Source organism: Cellvibrio sp. GW822-FHT04B05, from assembly GCF_058800985.1.
In genome coordinates this window covers 130,925-152,782 of sequence record NZ_JBXAMU010000003.1, presented here as the reverse complement: position 1 = coordinate 152,782, position 21,858 = coordinate 130,925, and the positions used below count along the sequence as shown (strand labels likewise).

19 protein-coding genes are annotated in these 21,858 nt (G+C 45.4%); 10 read left to right on the top strand and 9 right to left on the bottom strand.

Annotated elements, in window-relative coordinates; all coding sequences use genetic code 11:
• Nucleotides 1–79: 79 nt before the first annotated feature.
• Nucleotides 80–445, bottom strand: coding sequence for a hypothetical protein (locus AC1RJL_RS10670; RefSeq protein WP_492913750.1), 366 nt, complete (start codon nucleotides 443–445; stop codon nucleotides 80–82).
• Nucleotides 446–643: 198 nt separating this feature from the next.
• Between AC1RJL_RS10670 and AC1RJL_RS10665 the strand changes: the two genes are divergently transcribed.
• From AC1RJL_RS10665 to lpxL, 7 genes are all read left to right on the top strand, one after another.
• Nucleotides 644–1,054 carry an MbcA/ParS/Xre antitoxin family protein gene (locus tag AC1RJL_RS10665; RefSeq protein WP_492913748.1) on the top strand — a complete coding sequence of 137 codons (411 nt, stop codon included), beginning with the start codon at nucleotides 644–646 and terminating at the stop codon, nucleotides 1,052–1,054.
• Nucleotides 1,047–1,706 carry an RES family NAD+ phosphorylase gene (locus AC1RJL_RS10660; protein WP_492913746.1) on the top strand — a complete coding sequence of 220 codons (660 nt, stop codon included), beginning with the start codon at nucleotides 1,047–1,049 and terminating at the stop codon, nucleotides 1,704–1,706. The genes AC1RJL_RS10665 and AC1RJL_RS10660 overlap by 8 nt, the downstream gene beginning before the upstream one ends.
• A 526-nt stretch (nucleotides 1,707–2,232) precedes the next feature.
• Nucleotides 2,233–2,589, top strand: a complete 357-nt coding sequence (locus AC1RJL_RS10655; protein ID WP_492913744.1) for a helix-turn-helix transcriptional regulator — start codon at nucleotides 2,233–2,235, stop codon at nucleotides 2,587–2,589.
• Between the two features lie 23 nt (nucleotides 2,590–2,612).
• A complete protein-coding gene (locus tag AC1RJL_RS10650; RefSeq protein ID WP_492913742.1) occupies nucleotides 2,613–2,939 on the top strand; it encodes a YnfA family protein in 327 nt (108 codons plus the stop codon).
• Nucleotides 2,940–2,985: 46 nt separating this feature from the next.
• The gene (locus AC1RJL_RS10645) at nucleotides 2,986–4,338 is read left to right on the top strand and encodes a hypothetical protein (RefSeq protein ID WP_492913740.1); all 1,353 of its coding nucleotides are present in this window, start codon (nucleotides 2,986–2,988) and stop codon (nucleotides 4,336–4,338) included.
• A 44-nt stretch (nucleotides 4,339–4,382) separates the two neighbouring features.
• Nucleotides 4,383–5,561 (top strand): helix-turn-helix domain-containing protein, encoded by a 1,179-nt coding sequence (locus tag AC1RJL_RS10640; RefSeq protein ID WP_492913738.1) that lies wholly within the window; start codon nucleotides 4,383–4,385, stop codon nucleotides 5,559–5,561.
• 106 nt (nucleotides 5,562–5,667) lie between these two features.
• A complete protein-coding gene (gene lpxL, locus AC1RJL_RS10635; protein WP_492913736.1) occupies nucleotides 5,668–6,624 on the top strand; it encodes an LpxL/LpxP family Kdo(2)-lipid IV(A) lauroyl/palmitoleoyl acyltransferase in 957 nt (318 codons plus the stop codon).
• Between the two features lie 23 nt (nucleotides 6,625–6,647).
• On the opposite strand, the gene AC1RJL_RS10630 is transcribed toward lpxL, so the two are convergent.
• Together AC1RJL_RS10630 and AC1RJL_RS10625 are read right to left on the bottom strand one after the other, a co-directional pair.
• Nucleotides 6,648–7,676 carry a family 16 glycosylhydrolase gene (locus AC1RJL_RS10630; protein ID WP_492913734.1) on the bottom strand — a complete coding sequence of 343 codons (1,029 nt, stop codon included), beginning with the start codon at nucleotides 7,674–7,676 and terminating at the stop codon, nucleotides 6,648–6,650.
• 100 nt (nucleotides 7,677–7,776) lie between these two features.
• Complete coding sequence (locus AC1RJL_RS10625) at nucleotides 7,777–8,940, bottom strand: family 16 glycosylhydrolase (protein WP_492913732.1); 1,164 nt, start codon at nucleotides 8,938–8,940, stop codon at nucleotides 7,777–7,779.
• A gap of 246 nt (nucleotides 8,941–9,186) precedes the next feature.
• Between AC1RJL_RS10625 and AC1RJL_RS10620 the strand changes: the two genes are divergently transcribed.
• Nucleotides 9,187–10,335 (top strand): PA0069 family radical SAM protein, encoded by a 1,149-nt coding sequence (locus AC1RJL_RS10620; RefSeq protein ID WP_492913730.1) that lies wholly within the window; start codon nucleotides 9,187–9,189, stop codon nucleotides 10,333–10,335.
• A gap of 41 nt (nucleotides 10,336–10,376) precedes the next feature.
• Here the strand turns inward: AC1RJL_RS10620 and AC1RJL_RS10615 are convergent, their stop codons facing one another.
• On the bottom strand, nucleotides 10,377–10,988 hold the full coding sequence (locus AC1RJL_RS10615; protein ID WP_492913728.1) for a 2OG-Fe(II) oxygenase: 612 nt from the start codon (nucleotides 10,986–10,988) through the stop codon (nucleotides 10,377–10,379).
• 167 nt (nucleotides 10,989–11,155) lie between these two features.
• A complete protein-coding gene (locus AC1RJL_RS10610; protein WP_492913726.1) occupies nucleotides 11,156–12,160 on the bottom strand; it encodes a hypothetical protein in 1,005 nt (334 codons plus the stop codon).
• Nucleotides 12,161–12,544: 384 nt separating this feature from the next.
• Here AC1RJL_RS10610 and AC1RJL_RS10605 point away from each other — a divergent pair, with 384 nt between their 5' ends.
• Nucleotides 12,545–13,477, top strand: coding sequence for a LysR family transcriptional regulator (locus AC1RJL_RS10605; RefSeq protein ID WP_492913724.1), 933 nt, complete (start codon nucleotides 12,545–12,547; stop codon nucleotides 13,475–13,477).
• Between the two features lie 807 nt (nucleotides 13,478–14,284).
• On the opposite strand, the gene AC1RJL_RS10600 is transcribed toward AC1RJL_RS10605, so the two are convergent.
• Entirely contained in the window at nucleotides 14,285–14,638 is a 354-nt protein-coding gene (locus tag AC1RJL_RS10600) for a DUF1493 family protein (RefSeq protein ID WP_492913722.1), read from the bottom strand.
• Nucleotides 14,625–18,938 (bottom strand): RHS repeat-associated core domain-containing protein, encoded by a 4,314-nt coding sequence (locus AC1RJL_RS10595; protein WP_492913720.1) that lies wholly within the window; start codon nucleotides 18,936–18,938, stop codon nucleotides 14,625–14,627. The genes AC1RJL_RS10600 and AC1RJL_RS10595 overlap by 14 nt, the downstream gene beginning before the upstream one ends.
• A 114-nt stretch (nucleotides 18,939–19,052) precedes the next feature.
• Between AC1RJL_RS10595 and AC1RJL_RS10590 the strand changes: the two genes are divergently transcribed.
• Nucleotides 19,053–19,643, top strand: a complete 591-nt coding sequence (locus AC1RJL_RS10590; RefSeq protein ID WP_492913718.1) for a hypothetical protein — start codon at nucleotides 19,053–19,055, stop codon at nucleotides 19,641–19,643.
• Nucleotides 19,644–19,805: 162 nt separating this feature from the next.
• Here the strand turns inward: AC1RJL_RS10590 and AC1RJL_RS10585 are convergent, their stop codons facing one another.
• Nucleotides 19,806–20,222: a septal ring lytic transglycosylase RlpA family protein gene (locus tag AC1RJL_RS10585; protein WP_492913716.1), complete on the bottom strand. Its 417-nt coding sequence runs from the start codon at nucleotides 20,220–20,222 to the stop codon at nucleotides 19,806–19,808.
• Nucleotides 20,223–20,326: 104 nt separating this feature from the next.
• Entirely contained in the window at nucleotides 20,327–21,643 is a 1,317-nt protein-coding gene (locus AC1RJL_RS10580) for a peptidoglycan DD-metalloendopeptidase family protein (RefSeq protein WP_492913714.1), read from the bottom strand.
• Between the last annotated feature and the right edge of the window lie 215 nt (nucleotides 21,644–21,858).

Genomic DNA, 21,858 nt, shown 5'->3' with positions numbered 1-21,858 from the left:
CACTTTTGCGCATATCAGGCGCAAGTTATTCATCAGAACTACATTCGCAGCTCACCAGAAAGAACAATTCACACGAACGTCAGGCAGTGAATGGCGGTGCGCGCAATAGCGGCCGTATAAAGGGAGTATGGGTGGGGATGAACGGGGAATAGCGGCAGACCATTACTTGCGCAAGCTTGAATACCAGCAACAATGCGACAACTGCCAGCAGGATTAAACTTTGGTCCAGCTTCAATTTGGCGATAGCGGATTGCAGCAACTCGACATCGGCATCCTGATGGTCTTCATCGGTGTGATGTGCGGGGTGATCACCCAGTATATGCATATGCACCGATACCGGCGGCTCCTGCCCATCAAAACAAAAATGCCCATGGGCACCCAGCCAGCTGCCGAGCAGCCAAAGCATGAGTGCTACAAAAGCGAATTGATAGGAGCGTTTGGACATGAGAACTCTTTGCAATAAGGATGTGAGCAAGCATAAAGGCAGCTTGATGATTCGGCAAACCAGTTGCGCGATTTATCCCTTGTTAAATCAGCTAGCACGTTGCATCAACCAATAAAATGTTCACTTGGGATATTTCTATTTTACTTTGTTCATTTTTGAACATACAATTAAAGAAAGCTAAAATTCAGAGGTGTGACTATGAATACCCTCCACCCCGTTCCCAACATTAATGAAGCGCAGCTGAGCCGTGTCGCAGTGAAATTATTTTTTGGTATCGCCGAAGAATGGAGCCTTACCGATGAGCAACGCTGCACCCTTGCCGGACTCGGCACGCGCACCACACTGCACAATTGGCGGCAAAAATTAGCGGCGGGCGAACCGATCAAGTTAGGCAAAGACACATTGGAGCGCTTGTCTTACCTCGCCGGAATCTACAAAGCTGTGCAGCTACTGTTCTCTGACCCGACCCAATGGAAAAACTGGGTGCGCAAACCCAACCGCGATTTTGGCGGGGCCTCGGCACTGGAGCGTATGTTGGCCGGGCGCGTGGTGGATTTGGTCGATGTGCGTCGCTATTTGGATGCATGGCGCGGTGAGGTCTATGTTTAATACGGAAGTTCACCGCAATACTTACCGCCTGATCCCCAGCCATTTCCCACCTATCGCCCTGTTTGAAAATCTGCTTGATGCAAACGAGCTGGAAGCCGCTTATGCACTCGAAAGCCTGACTAATGATCGACTGCAAGATCAGGCAGGCAACATTGCATTGGTCGCACCAGAAGATAGGGTTGCCGGACCGGGCACTACCGCAATAATGGCAGCCTTTACGCATACAGGGATTGCCAGCCGCTTTACCGATGGCCGCTTTGGCATCTACTACGCCGCTTTGGGTTTGGAAACCGCTATTGTGGAATCGCGCTTCAGCCGCAGTCGGTTTTTGCAGGCCACCAATGAAGCGCCGCAGATTCTTACCATGCGCTGTTACCAATGCGAAGTGCATGCACCATTAGTTGATGTGCGCGCTGATCCGCAAGCGCACAACCCGGATAGTTTTGTTTATGCCCAAGCGATAGGCCGACAACTAAAAGCGCAAAATGCAATGGGGATTTTGTATCAATCTGTCCGTCATACCGATGGTGAATGTATCGCCGCCTTGCGTCCGAAAGCATTAACACCACCCGCTATGCAAGCGGGGCATTACCAGTTTCATTGGGATGGGAATTCGATCGCACATGTACTTGCTGTGACGGAGGTGGGTTGAGCTTGGAGATGGCATTAGTCACGAACAATTAACCCCGCGCACCTGATTCAAATCAATAGGATAAACATTACCCAACGTGGATAGAGGCGAGAAAGGAACTCAATGAATTACCTTTAGCCCCAGAAATCTGGGCGCAAAATCTTTCTAGCTGATATCTGATGTTGTGGAAAAAATTTCTCAAATTTACGATTGGAAAAAGGAATTGAGAAATATATTGCTCAAAATTTACCGTTGAGCTTATTATTGAGCAGTATTTTGCTCATAGAGATTTGTGAACCTATTATGCGAGTGCACACAAGTTCAAGTTAATGAATTGGAACACAGGAGTAGCGATGATTTCCGACCTTTAAATTGCATTTTTCCGTTTATTAATGAGCAATCTACTACAGTGAATTCTGGCTCGGCTTCAATGATGGCATCATGCGCGCCAATATCAGACGCCGTTATTGAATAAATCATCTGAGAATCACCATACCACATTTGGTTTTGATTTTCTCAATGAAAAATTAAAACGATGGCAATTGGTATGAGCCTACCTATGAAAGAACTCGATCCTCTGGAACGCGAAGCTTTTTTGCGCGGCTGCCTGCAAGAATTATTAAACGGCGAAACAAGTGAGGGGAAAATCCTCACCCGGTTGCGTAAAAAAATCCTCGGCATGAACCAAAATGATTACGCTGCATTGGTAGGCTTAAGTCGCCGTACTTTATCGGATATTGAAAACGATTCAGGCGATCAAAGCCTGAGTGTAGTAAATGCTGCGTTTAAACCCTTTGGTTTAAGATTGGGCTTGTTACCGACGCATCAGCACCTGTTGGTCGACACCGTAAACAATCTGCCTGCTGTAAATAGCTCACGCAAAATTGTAGGGTTTCAGCGCTAAACTTTTTATCCTATAGGCCACTCATGCTCAAAATTACCTTGTTATATGTCGTGACCGCACTGGCAGAAATCATCGGCTGCTTTTTGCCTTATCTCTGGCTGCGCAAAGGTGGATCGATTCTATTATTAATTCCTGCCGCAGCAAGTCTCGCCCTGTTTGTCTGGTTGCTCACGCTGCATCCCGCTGCCAGCGGACGCGTCTATGCTGCATATGGTGGTGTGTATGTCGCGGTGGCCTTGTTGTGGTTATATTTTGTCGATGGTGTAAAACTATCGGTTTACGATTGGGTGGGCGCGAGTGTTGCGCTACTGGGTATGACCATTATTGTGATGGGTTGGCGGAGTGAATAATTGCTTACGATCAATATCAAAAACTGTGTAACTGAATTGAGGGATTATGGTGATTAGCAAACCATTGAAACTGCTGGGAAATACAATTGTTACACTTGTTGTGTTGATCATTGTCCTGGCTGTGGCTTTTATTGTGATTAATAGTAAAGACCGGCCCCCATCGGAAATAGCAATCGAATTCCAACAGGCTTGGGATAACAGGAAACCGGTTAATGCAGCTGATAATGGCTATATTTATTTAGCCGGGTTTGATGCTGCAAGTGACGACAAGCCTGAAATTGTTGGAGCGAAACGCATTCAATTGTCAAACGATATAGTGAAAGGCTCTGCATCTAACAATCAGGATCTTTTTCGCACCGAATATCATCTTGAAGAAGCTTTTATCAAGGAAATCAAAACAGTATTCGACCAATGCGGGATAATCAGTAAAGATTGCGTTGCAGGAATTGAAAAAAATAAAGCGCGAATTATCGAGTGGTCACAAGCAGAAGATTTAATTGGCAAGCGCTATGCGCAATTAATTGCACACCAACATTGGCTTGAGCTAGCACCTGTGGATATCAGTTTGCCTATTCCGAACTTCGGATTGGTAATGAAGGCGCAGCGGCTCACATTTATGTACGAATTTGCCGCGTCAAAACCAGGTGAAACTACGCGCTTGACGGAGTTGCTCGATGCAGACCTGCGCTTCTGGAGAATGGTGTTGCGCGATACCGATATGTTAATCGCAAAAATGGTTGCAACAGCTGCAATCAAAAATAATTTTTTATGGACTAATCATTTTCTGCTATCACTTGACCAAAATGAACGCATTGCTGCAATCCCCGGAGTAATGAAGCAGATATTCACAGATGAAGAGCTGTCAATGAGGCGCTGCTTTACCGGAGAGTGGATTTTCACGTCCAAGGCTTATGATGAGACTGAGAAAATGAACCACAATAAGTTCCCGGAGAAGTTGGCCTATAATCTCTTATTCAAAAAACAGGACACGGTAAATAGATCGGCAACAACATTTAAAAAACTGATAGATGAACAGGATATTCCAATAGTTGAATTTGAAGCTGCATTCGCAGTGCAAAAAGAATCTAATCAGCAAAAGGATTCACAATATGGCTCGTTTGTCTACTACATCATGAATCCCTACAATCCTGTCGGAAAAATATTATTGGCGCTAGCTGTTCCCGCTTATGACAACTACGTAACACGCACCAAGGATCTGGAAGCATTCCGAAGCGGCTTGTTAGCAAGCATTGAATATATGGATAACGAACCTGATGCGAATACTACCTATACCAGCCCGTACAAGAGCAGGCCGTTTGTGATAAATCAGGAAGAGCGCTCAATAACGGTTAGTGGCCTCAGCAAAGGTACTTATGCGCAGCTGGTTTATTCTTATTAAATATGGATGTTCTTCACTACTACAACTGAAGCTAAATTATAAAAATGAAAATGCCTATATTTAATATCCACGACCTCATTCTTATTCTCACTGTAGCAGTGTGCGTGCTGCTGGTGATTTTCCAGTGGTTACTCTCCAAGCAAAAAGCCGTTGCATCGCAATTGTTATCGGGATTTTTTGTCTGCGTGGGGGCAAGTGCGCTATGCAATTTATTATTGTGGAATGACTATATAGGTTTGCATAGCGAGCTTTCGAAAATGGCGTTGTCACTGGGATTAGTGACAGCGGTAGCTGGCAAAAGCATTTTTCTATATTTATATGTGATAGCGATTACGCGAGCGAATTTTTCACTGCGGGCAAAAGATGCAGTGCATTTGTTGAATTTGGTTATAGTTGTTGGTTTTGTCACTTTTGGCAGCCTGGATAGCGATCGCTTGCGCTTTTTGGCGAACATACATACAGAAAATTCTATCCAACTTACCAATTATTTATGGCATTACCTGAAATTTCTACCAGTGGCGTATGCATTTGCGGCGGCGCTGGAAATTTATCGCTACAAACAACAATTGAAAGAATTTTATTCCAGTTTGAGTTTGCAAGGTCCTTATTGGTTGATGTTGTTAACACTGGGCTTTGCGTTCAACTGGCTTTGGTCGCTGATTGTACATTTGCTGGGGCAAACAGTTGGCATTAACGTCGCCGATATTTTTGGTATCGTTGATAATTACCTGACGTTCTTATTGGTCAATGCACTTTTCGTGTACAGTTTGTTATATGCGCACCAATTATTAGAGACGCAGGATAAACCGAAAGAAAAAGAGGCGATAGCCGCAACGGAAATATCACCCGATGCGATTGCGCGCATTCGCAATACCATGGAGAAACACCAGCTGTATCTAAAACAAAATTTGAATATCGAGGATTTTGCCAAGCAGGTGGGGATTCATTACCGCGAAGTGTCGAGCATTATCAACAAGCACTTTAATACAAATTTTTTTGAATTTGTAAACGAGTATCGGGTCAATAAAGCCAAGGTAATGTTGCTTGATCCGGCGTGCGCTGAGATGACGATTCTGGATATTTTGCTGGAGTCCGGATTTAACAGCAAATCTGCATTTCACCGTTTCTTTAAACGCTATACAGGTATGTCCGCAGCAGAATTCCGTAAGCAGAATGCGGCGGCCAGTGCGCAAAATAGCAGCCATGGCAAGAGTACTGACTAGCGACTGCGGTATTTGCCTATTTATGCGCGGGACGGAAGCGCGCTGGCTTGTTATAATCACCAACCGAGCATCGACACTTACTGTCCACAACGGAAGAGTATTCACGTTGGATAAATCAAAACTTCCCCAATTTCACCGCAGTTTTTTATTGCCCCGCTTTTGGTCTACCTGGCTGGCGCTGGGTTTTTTCTGGGTAATTGCACAGCTGCCCGTTGCCATTAATCAGGCAATCGGCCGCGGCTTGGGGCAGCTACTCTATTGGGTTGCCAAGTCGCGCAAGCACTATGCGGAAATTAATATCGCGCTCTGTTTTCCCGAATTGGATGCAGAGGCACAAGCAAAGATGGTGCACGGGGTGATTATATCTTGCGGACTCAGTATTGCTGAAACAGCGATGGGGCTCTGGGGCCAGCAAAACAAAATGCGCAATCGCTACAGCATTACCGGCCTTGAGCATATTGAAAAAGCACGCGCCGACGGCAAAGGGATTTTATTGTGTGGCAGCCATTTGACCACGATTGATATCAGCGGCCGCATCATGGCATATCACGTTGTTGCCGATGTGCTTTATCGCCCCGATCCTAATCCGTTAATGTCTTATGCGATTATGAAAGCGCGCAGCCGTGTGAACGACGGTGCTATTCATCGCAACGATACACGTCAGCTGATTAAAAATTTGCGCAAGGGAAATATTGTCTGGTATGCGCCGGATCAGGATTACGGTCGCGACCAAAGTATATTCGCGCCATTTTTTGGCGTGCAGGCCGCAACGGTAGTCGCCACCTCGCGCATTGCAAAAATTTCCCACTGCGCGGTGATTCCGTTTTTTTGTTTTCGCGAACCACATGGTCGCTACCGTTTGGAAATCCAGCCTGCGTTGGAAAATTTTCCCACCGACGATGATGTTGCTGATGCAACGCGCATTAATAAAATCCTTGAAGATGCAATACGCCAGGCGCCAGACCAATACCTCTGGGTACATCGCCGTTTCAAAACCCGTCCTATCGGCGAAGCAAGTTTTTATCCGCCCAAGAAAAAACGCCGCGCACGACCATCAGTGTGATGATTTGTGCGCGGCGCAAATAATTAACGCAGATGACGATTGCCCACGCTGCGTACAAATACCAACGCACCCAGCACCAATAACCATCCATAATGCAATGCACCGCCTCCACCACCGCCGGAATTACCGGTGGCTGCTTTTGAACTGGCAGCGGTTGAACTGACTGCTGTAACCGAACTTGCCGCTGTACTGGCCGCCGCACTTGAACCACCACTGCTCGCCAGGCTTGCTGCTGAGCTGGAAAGGCTAGCGGAACTTGCACTTGAGCTGCTCGGTTCATCGGCCGGTGGCGTGCCGCTAAAACCGGTGGCGTTTTCTTTGGTAAGCGCGAGAATCAAAATGCCGTCTTTCACCAGCGCATTTTCCGGGACAAAATCGACGCGGTTCATATCAAAAGTCCAGTTGGCCTTGCCCCAGCGGCTGGTATCTAAACTGTTAAAATCATCGCGCCAGCCACCTTCAAACGTTTTCGTCGTTGCGTTGTAAGCTTTGTATTCAAAATAATTTACGAATTGGTAAACCGGTAACACGGAATCGTCCCACGCGCCTACCCAAGGCACTGATTCAGATGACCAGATATTAAAGCGCAAACTTTGCGGGCTGGTAAGGCTTGTTATTGTACTGGTGCCGGTAATGCGTCGCACTTCGATGCCGTCCAGAAACCAGGCAACATAATCGGGCGTCCACTCCAAAACATAAGTGTGATAAGCATCGGCAAGTGATGCGTTCGCGGTGTGCGTTTCTTCGGTGTGGATAGTCGGGCGCGAGCTACCGAGAATAATATTGCTCTGCCATTGTGTTGCGTTATTTTTACCGAACACTTCGATATCAATTTCTTCCCAAAACGTATTACCGATTTCCGAACCGCTTTTGTAAGTAAAAAAAGTGGATAAAACACCGCTGGCATTGGCGACGCGCATGCGTATTTCGTAGCGGCCATAGAGATAGGTATTGTTGCTATAAATTTCTGCCCCCTTGTATGCCTTGGCATGGACAAATTGGGCAGCCAAACCCGTAGTGATCGCTAAAAACACATACAACAAACGACGCATAAGTTTTACCTCATTAACAAAAACAAAAATAATCAGAAAGTAAAAACGACAGAATAAAAACAGGGGCGGGAGTCACCCGCACCCCAAAGCGGAAACACTACTAGATTTTGGTCAGCTTGATCCAATCGATATTAAAGCCACCGTTGTTGGCATAAATCGCCAAACTTTGTGCACCGGCAGTCAAGTAAATATTGTGTGAAATCACCTGATAAGTTCCCCAGCCGCCGGTGTTAGGTATGCTGATGGTACCCAGGCCGACGCCGTTTTTATCCAGCGTAAATTGCGCCGTGTTCAACGCCGAGGCGACAAAATATTCCACTTTATAAGTACCGGTTTGCGGGATGTTCACATTGTTGTATTTGAACCATTCACCCGCATCGATATAACCCACAGTACCGCCTGCAACGGTCACACTGCCACCGACTTCGTTAAAGCTTTCCGCTTCGATAAATACACTTGGCGCAGGTGTTGAACCGCCATCAACAGGTGGTGTGCCGGTGTAACCCGTCTGGCCTTCACGCGTTAATGCGAGAATAAGGGTGCCGTTTTTAACTACCACGTTGTTGGGTTCGAAGTCAGCCAGGTTTTCCCCGAAGGTCCAGTTGGCTTTGCTCCAGCGATTGGTGTCGAAGCTGTTAAAGTCATCGCGCCAGCCGGTGCCGAAACTGTTGGTCGCTGCCACGTAAGGTTTGTATTCGATGTAATTCACGAACTGGTACACCGGCAGGATATTCGGATTCCATGCGCCCACCCATTCGGCGATATTCGCGGCCCAGAGATTAAAGCGTAGGTCTTGCGGGCTGGTCAAACCAGTGACAAATTGCCCACCGTTAATGCGGCGGACCTGATTGCCATCCACAAACCAGGCGATGTAGCTTGGCGTCCATTCGAGTACATAAGTGTGATAACCATCGCCTAATGAATAGGGCATAGTGTGCACACCTTCGGTTTTGGTGGTAGGGCGATTGGTACCGATAATGACATTACTCTGCCATTGGGTGGCGTTGTTCTTGCCGAATATCTCTATATCAATTTCCTCCCAGAAAACTCCCGGCTGTTCCGACCCATTCTTGTAGGTGAAGAAAGTGGATAGCACGCCGCTGCCTTTGGCGACCTGCATACGCATCTCGTAGCGACCGTATTTGTAGGTTTGCTTCGAATAGATTTCCGCCGCCTTGTACGGCTTGGCGATAGCGGGTGTGGTAAAACCGATCAGGGTGGCGAGCGCAAAGAGCACGCCGATAGCGCGATTGAGTTTGAACATAGCGGATACCTTTATCGTTATTAGACGCTTAATGTCTGTAGCAGACTGTTGTGGTGTGGCGGCTCAAGGCTGCCACCACTCCATAATCGACAAATTGCCAAACCCGGTCGCACCAGTTTGCGCACTAAACGCAAAATGGTGCAGGTTATATAAAATGGATCAAATCCGGTCTTGGTCAAAAGGCTTTCCTAACCACAGCCCTTAGTCTAGAATACTGTATTTACATACAGTACCGTGGTGCAATTCATGGCAGACGATGACTTCCTCGAAGACCCCGCTCCCTGGGTTGCCGCCAAGCCACAAGCGCTTAAGGGGCGTGGGGCGATAAGCAATATCGCCGGCCGTTTTGAGACGCAATTAATCGACACCGTGGACGATGGCTGGAAACCCTACGAGGATGACATGGATATTCATCCCGAATTGAAGACCTGTATCACGCCCGAGCTGGCCAAAACGATCCTGAGTCGCAACCAATCGCCGGATATCCCGTTCAGCGTATCAATTAACCCCTATCGGGGTTGTGAGCACGGCTGTGTGTATTGTTTTGCGCGGCCGACCCATGCCTATCTTGGGTTATCACCGGGGCTGGATTTTGAAACCCGCCTTTACGCCAAAACCAATGCAGCAGAATTATTGCGGCGCGAGCTGGCGCATAAAAATTATCAACCGAGCCCCATCGCCTTTGGGGTAAATACGGATGCTTATCAACCGTGCGAGCGCGAGTTAAAGATCACTCGCCAGTGCCTGGAAGTATTTTATGAATGCGATCATCCGGTGGGGATGATTACCAAATCAGCGCTGATCGAACGCGATATCGATTTATTGCAGGGGATGGCGCAAAAAAATCTCGCGGCAGCGGCGATCACTATCACAACCCTGGATCACCGCATTTCGCGCATTCTGGAACCGCGTGCGGCATCGCCAACGCGGCGTTTGCAGACGATCGAGCGTTTGGCAAAAGCGGGAATTCCGACCATGGTGAGCGTAGCGCCAATAATTCCGTTTATCACCGAGCAGGAAATTGAAAAAGTACTGAGCGCTGTTGCCGATGCCGGTGCAACAGCGGCAGGTTACACTGTGTTGCGTTTGCCGTGGGAAATCAATCCGCTCTTTCAGGAATGGCTGCAAACCCATTTCCCTGAACGCGCCGAACGGGTGATGAACCGCATCCGCGACATGCGTGGCGGAAAAGATTATGACGCTGATTTCGCCACCCGTATGCGCGGCCAAGGCTTATGGGCCGATATGATCCGCCAACGTTTTATAAAAGGGTTAAAGCGTTACGGCCTGGATAAAAGCCGTCGCTACGGCGAACTGGATTGCAGCCTGTTCCGCAAACCTTTGAGCATCCCGGCAGTGAAAAAACCGGACGGACAACTGGATATTTTTGGTTGAGATGACGGAGGACAATGTGCAGCTTTTGGTAGCCGGCAAGATCAGTCGTTAATCTTGATAAACGACGAAATAATATATTTATCGTTTGATTCAGGTACATGCCCACAGTGCATGTAATTCCAACCGGCAGGAAACATCATAAGGTAACCGGCTTTTGGCGCGATCTTGATGTGCTGGTGGAAAAATTCTGTCTCGCCCCCTCGCTCCACATCATTCAAATACAACACCATGGCTGCAACGCGACTGCGCGCATTGCGCCCTAACGAATCTGCATGCCAGCGGAAATAACCCTGATTTTTTGGATACATCTGAATTTTGTATCCCGTCACCTGTAGAGGGAATGATGTTAATACCGGGCTGCGTGACAAATAGTCCGCCATGCACGCCTGGATTTGCGGATGGATTTTCTGGAAAAGATCTTGCCATTTACCTTCGTTCGTTATTTCCAGGTCCCAGGAATTTTTGGTTTCTTCCTGATGGTTAACCCCATCAGAGCGGCCGATTTTTCCGCGCCACTTGCTGCTGTCCTGATCGAACAAATCAATGACTACTTTACATAAGTCTGCATCAAGACCACGGTAAACAACGATAAATTCCTGATCGTGTATCACTTCAGGTGAAGGGCTATCAGCGGTATTTCGGGAGGTTTCCATTATTAAAAATAAGTCGCTGGCGAATGATTGGGGCAGATTAAGATAGCGGTTGGCATCTGTCTATTAAAGTGTTCTTCGCCGAGACGGCTAATTGCAAAATAAAGACAGATGGCGACTTTTTTGATTGCTCCAGCCATCTATTGGATATTTTTGGTTGATCGAGCTAATCAATCAGGCAATAACTGTGAAGCCAATTGCTCTTCCTGTGTTACCGAACCCGGCGCAGGTGTTAGCAACAGAACCAATGCCATTGCGATAATCGGTACATGGCCGAGCAATTCCTCCGGCCCCAATACAAATCCTGTCAATGTGAAAATAATCGCAATCAATAGCGATGCAATTCGCGGTGCAATATTGGTCACCAGCAATAAACCAAAACACAACTCGGCCATGCCTGCACCGAAAACAAAATGGGTGTCGGTAAAACTGTGCCAGCCAAAATAATGTGGAAAATTAAACATCGGATAATCTTGCAAAAACGCCAAACCAAAACCCGGATGCAATAACTTATCGTGGAAGGTGAGAATAATTAATTGGATTCCCAAACCCAATTGCAAAATGACCAATGCAAAAGAGCGATGCTCCATGCGCAACCATTTTATTTTCAAATTACCATCGGCATAACCCGGGCTGGTAAAGAAAAGAGCGATGCTCAAAGCAATTAATTCCGACGCGTAATCGATAGCATTGGTAACAGGAAAAAAGGCAAACAAGGATAATGAAAAAACAAACAGCGCAATTGCAAACAGTTTTACGCTCACAATCAGGAGTAAAATCAGCAACGCCTGAATGAGTACATATTTAAAAATACTGCCGTCTGCAACAAAATTGGGCGCAATAAAATGTCCTTGCACCAAATTAGCAAGAAATAATAGACCCAATGAAAACTTTAATAGTGCATTAATGTAATGCGATGGGTTTTTCATCCAGTGTTTATTGATGGGCGCATATAAACAGCAATGAATGCGCGCGTTATATTTGGCTTGCCACTGCATCAGGCTGGCGCCTGCAATAAATAAAAATGCACCCAGCAAGATAAATGCAAAAAGACTATCAAAAACGTAACCTGCTTCAGTAAATGCGTGATTTTCTTCCACAAACCATTTAACGTGTGCATTAGCACCAGCAGGAAAAATACCGGCTATAAGCAATAAAAGTCGTTGGTATTGCATCACAATGCTCCCATTTATTTGTTATTCAATAGCAAGGAGCAGATACTATTCGCTGAAATAGAGTTTGATGAGTAAAATAATCGGGACATTAAGTTGCAGCTTTAACACGAAAGCTGACTGTCAATTAAAGAAAAGCTGTGTTAAATAAGCCGTGACCAAAAGGCTAATCATAAATCGGTCGAACAATTAAAAATAAAAATGGAATTAAGCAACCCAAGTCACCACTAACACCAACGCACCATTCTCTGGAAACAGGATTTATTGGCTCGACTATTTACGTGTCATTAATACCAACCTAAGGCTTTTCCTCAGCAAGCAGCGGGTTCTACAGGACTCAGTAGAGCAGTACTTTTATTTTCTGCGTCAACTTTTGTTGAGGGGTTTATGGCATCCAGCGTTAATTTAAACGACATCTATGTTTTTCATGCAGTGTCTGAACTGAGCAGCATCACTGCAGCGAGCAAGCAGTTAAATAGCAGCAAACAAACCATCAGCCGCAAACTAGCGCAATTGGAAGCCGCGCTAGGGGTAACCCTTATTTCGCGCAACAGCCGCCATTTCCAACTGACCAGTGCGGGGCAAACCTACTACCAAAATTGCTGCCAGATTATCCAGCAAATCGAATTGGCCAATGCCCAGGTTCAAGAGCATCAAACGGTGATGGAAGGCCATATTAAAATAAGCTTGCCCCACGAGTGCAACAGCAAAGCCCTATGCAATTACTTTATGACGTTTATGGAAATGCATCCGGCCATCAAGCTGGATATCAGCCTGTGTGATCGCAGCAGTTTTGCGGCAGGCGATGGTTTTGATTTGGCGTTTCGCTTGGGGGAGTTGGAAGATTCATCGCTGGTCGCACGGCGCTTGGGTGAAATTAATTACGGGCTGGTTGCCAGCCCTTGCTATCTGAAAAAAATCAGCCCGCCGCAAACTGCTGATGACCTGCAACATCACACTTACATTATGGTCAGTAAAAGTTTGGCCAATACCGGACGCGATTGGCCTTTGCAACAATGCCGGCAATTGGTGGTAAATGAATTTATCCTTGCCAAACAATTTTCCTGCCAGGGTTTCGGGCTGGTGCATTTACCTTTATTTATGTGCTGCGATGAATTGCAATCCGGCGAGCTGTCAACATTGCCACTCGCAGAATGCATGGAAACCAAAACCCTCAGCCTGGTATTCCAGAAAGATAAATACATGCCAGGTTATGTGCGCCGGTTTATTGATTACCTGGTAGACACTTGCCGTGACCGCGAGCTGTGGTTGGTGGATCACAACCAATATCTTTATCAAGCACCGCATTCCAAGCGCTGAATCCCAGCGCTAATCCTCTCTACTGATAATTACCCGAGCAGCATTATCTTAACCATTACCAGAATGCAGTAACGGCCTGTAATACAAGCTGGCGCAACACACGCCATGATCTTTAATTAACGTTCTCGTCACACCGAGCGTTTTTCAGTGCTGATGCATTGGGGGTTTTCTTTTTCAATAAAGAAATAAAAGAAATTTAAAAATGCCAGTGCTTGGGACTGCTTTGTGCCCAAAGCGGATATTAAGTATTAGTCTTGAATTAACTATTAATACATGAAAGCAGAATATCTAGGTGCCTGACCCTCTCAGTATGGTAATTATTTTCATGAGTTGTAGCTTCTTCGTTCAGTGTGAAGATCTAGTTTCAGTTTATTGATTGAATCTGTGACAACTCAAGTTTCACGGTGACGATTTTCGCGATGCCAAGTTAATTCTGATTGGGGAAACGCCTTATATTCAGGTAACGCATGATATTTTTTCTGTACTAACTAGCGAAAATAATTTTCCAATAGTGACTGCCATACGTTACCGTTATCTCAAATCGGCATTAAAGCAAACAGCAATACAGCGTCCTGAGCGCCATTGCTTATTGTTATGTTGATTTGCAATAAAAGACTTGCTATTTCGATGGCAAAATTTGCCCCATCTAACGCATTGAAAAATCCCTTTCAGGATGATTCTGTATAATTATTAGATGGGGCACTTAATGCAAAAAATGCAGTTAATTTAGGAAGGATGAAAGAATTATTTGTTCTTTTGAATCATTCCACACGCCCCTTTACAACAGATTTTCTTGATAGCGCCATACTAATTATGGCTAATTATTTTGGGGCTGAGCTCTCCATTAATTACAGCTAGTAACAAGTGACGGATCTCTAGTCTTTTCTTCGTAGCAAGATTCGATTTTGTTACTACTTCTTTAACAAATTTCCATGGGGTCGGTGAGGAGTCACCACCGAAATATTCGACAAAATTGAATTCTTTCAAATTAACATCAAATTCTTTTGAAAATTCGGCTAAAAACTCTTCAGCGTCATCACCATCAACGCCTAAATCGTGATGCAAGCTCATTTCATCGGATATTCTATGAGTTGGTATCGAAAGGCTTTTTGATACAAACTGTTTTATGTCTTCACTTGAATAAGTTTTATTTTTTTCCACATTCGTTCTCCATACATTTTTCTATACATTGTGAATAGCCTAGAACATCTGAACCAATGATTCCCCAACCAACAAAAGGAACCCACCGACCAGCAACGCGCCCAACTTTATTCGAACTTGCATAAGGGTTATTAGTTGTAGGAGCCCATACTTTGAACGGCATTCTCTGCGGAAAAGCGTTAGATAATCCCTTTGAAATCGGGGATGTTCCTTGTGATGTTCCAACCTGAGTGAAGCGCTTGTCTAAAATTGGTTGACCACCTCCAACTGCGCCAGCCCCTAAAAGAGTATCAAGGCCTATAGCACTTACAAGACAACCACAAGGATCCGCATCAGTAGGGCCATACTGATTTGTGTTATAGATATCAGGTATTCCATAATTTGATAAAAGGCCTGTCGGATCAGTATTCATCACTGGATTATTTTCTCCATAAGCATAAGTATTCATCCCACCCGCAAGTCCAATTGGATCACTCTGCGTATATCGGCCAGTTGTTGCATCAAAAAAACGGTGCCAGTTGTACCAGAGGCCACTTTCGTTATCGTAATACTGCCCTGGATAGCCGATGTTCAAATCACCAATTTGGCTTACCCCTACGCTTCTTTCGAATGGTTTATTGTATGCTTTCCAAACTACTACGTTGCTTGTGTTGCTGACTACATGGGGGCGACCGATATGGTCAGTGTGAACGTAATACAATTGTCCATTGTGAATCAAACCGATTAGGTTCCCATTTAACCAGATATATTCACGATTAAAAGAAAGTGAATTGTTAGCGGTTTCACCCAGCAGAAATCCATCAGGTGTGTATGCATAATTGACGTTCACTGAGCCGGTTTTTCTAACACGCTGATTCAGCGCGTTATACCAGTATACATTCGTCATTCCGCCTACTGTCACTGCGAACTTTCGATTGAATGCATCATAAGTGTATTCGGTAAATGACCCAGAGCCCGATTTAGAAATAAGGTTACCGATAGAATTGTATTGAAAACTTCGAGGTGATGCTCCGGTGATACTTCCGAGGCGATCAGATCCGGATGAGGTCACATAGTTACTAGTTGCATACATCGTTGATGCTGTTAACCGATTACCGTTCAGATCGTACGTGTAATTATCATTTACCATGTACCCGCTAACGTTCGTTAAACGTGATAACGCATCATATTGGTATGTAAAATATTCGGTGTAATTCGGGCCGTACGTATAATTAGTGATGTTGTTATTACTATCATAGCCATAGCTTATCGTTTGAACTCCTCCACTACTGATATTGGTCAAACGATAATCCAAATCGTACGTCAGCGAGCGGGTAGTGCCATTACCATAAGTCCAGTTTGCAATTGGCCCATATGAGTAATAGTTGATGTTACTTGCAAGCGTTTGCTGCGTCCCGCCAATGGTTACTTTTACCGCATTAGCTCTCCCCAAATTATCATACTCATAGGCGACACTATTGCCGCTCGGATAAGTCATGTTGGATACACGGCCATTAGCATTATATGACCAGCTTGTTGAATAACTTGTGATGCCTTGAATACCGGTTGTTTGCGTGCTTAATGAACCATCTTTGTTATAGGTAAAGGCGATTGTGACAGGTGCACCGTTGCTGCCAGCTCCGGGGCCCATTGTTGCATTGTATGCTGAGCACAATTTCCCTTTTCCATTTGTGCAGTTGTCATAAGTCCACGTCAGAGACTGGGTGCCAGAGCCGGATCCTGACGTTGCACTTGTCACGCGATTTAATGAGTCGTAGGTATAAGAGGTTGAAACAGAATTAGCACGAGTCATCTGCGTCACTCTTCCGGCATTATCAAAGACATAATTACTAACGCCGCTTTCAGGGCTAATAACTTTTACATGGTTACCTAAACCATCTATCTCGTAGCTTGTTGACTTATTTTTACCATCAATAACCTGCTTTACATGACCCGCAGAATCGTAAAAGCTCTGAATGTAAGCATTAATCGGATTGGTTATACTGGTGTGCTGATTGTGAACATCGTATGTGTGATAGCTGTAACGATTGAGCGAATCCCTTTCGGAAATTAAATTGTTGTTGTTGTCCCACTGAAATCCTTTGCTCTGCCCTGAGTTACCATTTTCACTGAGCACGCGACCAAGTTCATCACGTACGTAGCTTCGATAATATTGAAGTGCGCTGCCCGTGTAGTTGCTTATAGAGCTAACATCACCATCAGTGGTGCGAGTGTATGACTTCGATATAAAACGCGAGGTTGCTGTTCCTTTAGCGATACCACTGACTGAACCATTGCTGGAATAATCAGTGTATTCCGTTACGCCGTTTATTGTGCTTTTGGTCATTCCAAATGGACCATACTCAAATGAATTAGTCCGTGGTGAACCGCTTCCAGTAATGACTTCCTGAGTAACGCGTCCCCTTGCATCATATGTCAGCGTTTTCACTAAACCATTTGGATCTGTGATTGTGCCAGGTAAACCTGACGAAGTGTGATTGCTGTAGGTCGTAGTGTGTCCCGCCGAGTTGGCAGAGCTGGTGAGATAGCCTTGCGAATTCCATGAGCGCGTACCGCCAGCAGCTCCACTCACAACCATTTGAGACATTACTTTGTTGCTGTGGAAGCTGTAACTAAAATTGGTTGTCTGGCATTGGTTAAGAATACCGATTGAGCGGCGATTGCAAATGGTTGCACTTTGCAATAAGTCTTTTGAAGCGTGGCTAGTTGGGTAATAAACAAAGTTGGTTTCATCTATCGGATCAGAAAGACTTGCACCAAATCTTTTTTCATTAGTTAGCTTGCTACCATTTTGGTATACGTATGAGAATTGAGTAATTCGAGTTAAGGAAGAATCATTTGGATTGCTGACCCGTTTCTCAGAAACAAGGCCGCCCTGATTGTAAGTGTAGCTTGTGAGCCCACCGTTCCAGTCAGTTTGTGTAAGGATCGCACCGTAGGAATTATAAGTTGTCAATGCCGCAGCATCGGGACACGATTGCACACCGCTTCGCTCAACACGCTTTAAGTTGCGTATTCCCGATTCAACTTCGTAAATGTATTTACTACGTGCTCCCTTCGAATTTGTCACGATGGTGTATTTTGGATCGTATTCGAAGGTTGTGGAAAAGGAACCATCCGCTCTAGCGCTTTCGACCACTCGCCCACTGCTGTAAAGATAATTGCTATAACGAATCCCGTTATATGAGATTCCCGTTAAAAGATTGCCGATAGCTCCGTTTTCACCGTAGTGGTATGTGCGAGTGCCCGTATTAGAGGGATATGTGACTGTATTATTCCCATACGAATAATAATTACCGCCCGAATCTGTAACGCCTACGATATTGTTTCCGCTCCAGGTAAATTGGATGTAACGACCTGAGGTGTGAGTTACCCGGTTAAGCTGGCTATTGGTGTAAGTAAACGTCCAGCCGACACCTTGCGCATTGTGTTTTGTTAAAATTGTGCCATTTTGACTGTATACCTCAACGCCCCCATCATCCAACCAATACGTCCATTTTCTAGTGTTAAAGTCGTAATCCTGCCAAGGTGTCACTGATCCTGATATTGTGCTTCCATCGGGTGCCCTGCGCTCGATCTCTACAGGGAATATATCATCGGAATCCTCAAACCATTCGTAGCATTCTCCATAACCGGGTCCACAGTGAGTTAGCTTCCCTCCTATGACATTGGCGTGCTCATATGTAATATTCAGGTGATAACTGTAACTATGTCGCCAGCTTGTACCGATGCTTCCCATCCCTCGCGACCCGTTTTGCCCGGCTCGGTAATAGCGAATAAAGTCCAAAGGCATTTCTGCGTCGCTACCGTCAGTAAAATCAACTTCTGTCTGTATTTTTTGGCCTGAAGAAACAATTACAGGGTTTCCTGCTGTATTGCATGCATCATCTGGATTCGGTTCTGGTTCTGGAGGAGGTGGCGGTTCTGATGGCTGTGATCCACCATTGCCCGAACCATTTCCACCACCCGCGTACCATCCAGAGTCGCCGCCTAACCTATCTTTACAGCCTGGGTACCAGTTATATCCCTCGCACTCACCGTCAAGCGTGGCCTCTACAACTACGGGCAACCCTAGGCAATACTGTAAGTCGTTTGCTAAGCAATCCGATTCATTTGCGTGAGATCCAAATTCAGAGTCACCCCACGTAAACGCACACGCATATTGAACAGCTTGCTGGCATTCGTGAAGAGTATCAAACGCCAACGCCCCCTTTGAAACAAACAGAATAAACACTCCAGCGCGAATGGCAGAAATGTTTAGCAAACGAATTTTTTTATAAGATCCAGTTAATGATGACACGCCAGCTCCTTATTAATTTAACGACCACCCAAAAGAAAAGATTGTCGCTTGATATAGGCTCTCATTTCAATGCGTTGTAATAGTGTGTAATCGGCTACATTCCACAAAAACAAAATGAATATGACCTATAAGCAAAGTTTGAAATTGTCTATTTGGGATAAGCTTATATTTGGTGTGATCGTAGTTGCCGCAACAATAATAGGAAATCTGATTGCAGATGAGCGTAAATCAATAAATGTAAAAAGTCTTAAATCAGTAGATGCGGTGGTCAATAAATATGAAGGGTATGCGCTCTTATTAGATAAGTATCGGTTTCAACTTGAAGAAATTGAGCGAAAGAAAGACTACTTAGAGATGTTGGTCCTCTTTCAAGAAATAGAAAGCGAAGAGTATGAAAAAGCGAATAAAGAAATCTTGTCGCTAACCTCTATCATTGAATCTAGGGTTAAAGAAATACACAACATACTACGGTCGTCAGACATAGAACTTGGAAAGCATTTACAAAACCACCTTTTGCATAATTTATCTTATTTAATAGCGCTTCACTCTGCGAAGGACAACCTTAGAGAAGCCAGACTTAAGAAAAGTGAGTGGTCTATCGAGAATTCGACAGCTGTAATTGAAGAGATGGAAACAAGGCTTCAGGGTATGCGTCTATCAAGTATTTCGGTAAGAAAATTTGCTATTAGTCAAGCTATGCCTTAACAAAGCCGCAATTTATGGTGGCGTTATACATCCGAGTTACCCATGAACAGTAGATGTTACTAATGTCCGCTTTTGGCCGAACCCGGCCTTGAATCAGGAATTGTCTCATTAAACAAAAACACAAAAATTGGACGAAGCTGCATAACATTTTGTTGGTTTGTCTCATTCAATAACTTCAATTTTCACCTCAATGATACCTGGCGATGCACTTGCTATGCTGCTAAATGCAGATTGCGAAAGATCCAGAATTCGACCTTTAACAAACGGGCCGCGATCATTAATTTTTACAACAACAGTTTTCCCATTCTCCATATTGGTAACCCTGACTTTTGTACCAAAGGACAATGTCTTATGAGCTGCCGTATTCAGTTTATGATCGTAAATTTCTCCGCTAGCGGTTTTCTTAGATTGATGTACATCAGCATAGAATGAGGCTTTACCTGTTTCTACATAACCAGGCCGATCCCCACTAATTGTCCCCGTGGGTTGGGCCGAGGGAACTGTAGATTGAACTGAGCTACAGCCCCACATGAAAGTAGAGATAAGTAACGCAACTAATGCTTTTAAAGCGAATCTCATGTTATTCCCCCGTCTCTTACATGCTGTACAAACCGTTGAAAAGACCCGGCTACCTCGCAACGGCGTGTTTCGGAAGCTTACTGCTAACTGCATGTGCGTAGCTTTTAATCCAGTGCGGGGGTTTCCTGCTTCGCCACTTTAGCCCAAGCGTAAACTCCGCCCGGCATTTTGACCCACCCAAAACTGCCAAACCGACCTAAGGTTGTTAATTTATCGCCCGCAGAAAAATTACCGACAACTGGCGCAGTGTCATCAGGCAAAGAAAAAGCTACGTAATTTTCAGTGAGCGTTAATATCGATTCGGACGGCGTCTCCGTCAAACGCCGCACAATAAATCCTTTTGTGCCGTCGCCTGTTGTAACCCGTAACCAATCCCCGGCGATTGAATCCACTTGTACTAATTCCGCACGCATTAAAGAAGCGACGGTAGTGGTGTTTAGTGAAGGGCCGCTACGCAGATTTGCGTTCTCTGTTCTAATCGACAACCAACGCGGCGCCAGTTCAACGAGGGGTGGAACGTAAGTGGTTACCGATTTTTTTCGACCAACCAGCGGCAAAGGATCAATCGCTCCCTGCGCGAATTTGTATACCCCAAAATGCAAGTGCGGGCTGGTAGTGACTGCATTGCCGGTATTTCCTACGGTGCCGAGAACTTCTCCACGCATGACACGGCTGCCAGGGGAAACCGCAATTGAGTCGAGATGTGCATAATAAAAAGAACGCTGGTCGCTTCGGACCCACACATTTTTTCCGCCACGTGGTGTATCCCCCACGCGAGTAACCTGACCTGTCTCAGCCGCAATTACCGGAGTACCGCGCGGTGCAAAAATGTCGATGCCCTCATGCCGTCTCGTACCACCATCGCGATCAACACCAAACAAACTCTGCACGGCATTTTCACGCTCGGTATCAACAGGAAAGCCATAACGTAGCGGTGACGTTATGGCGACATCCATTAATCCTTGCGCTGCGTGGGATGGTTGTATGCGCACCAGGTACTGGCCAGCATGGTCGGCCGCTATCTGGAATTGTTGTTCTTTCGCCGCCATGCTACCAATACGCATTGGTTTGGTTGTTGGGTCCTTTACATGAAACACATCCACGAAAACCTCCGCGCGCGTATTGATTGATGGAAAAATATTGATCTGGATAAGCTCATCCATTTTAAGATCAAACGCAAATGTGATTGGTTGTAGATAGCCAATTTCAAGCAGGTGTCGCTCGCTGTAGGGCAAGGATATTCGTAATGGGGCGGCCAAGGATTCCTCTGCTTCCATCCTCCAACGCTCGGCGGTAGCCTTGAGATTTTCACGCAGCAATGCGGAGTAATAGGAATCGTGCGGCGACAGCAGCACCTGGTCTTTAAAGTACAGAGCGGCCGCACCGAGAAGCACAATCAATATTATCAGAACATATTTCATGCTGATTAAGACTGTGCGACAAAGAATTAATTCATCCGCGACATTCATTCGAGATACTCGCGTTATGTGCGATAGGTCTCTTAGAAAATATGTTTTCAAGCGCCTGTTCAGGGCATCGGCAAAATCATTAGAGTGGGTTACTGCCAGACATTGAGTCTGGTTAACGAAGCAGCTTTTCTCAGAAATTTTCCAGGGGGGATTATGGGACTTTTAGC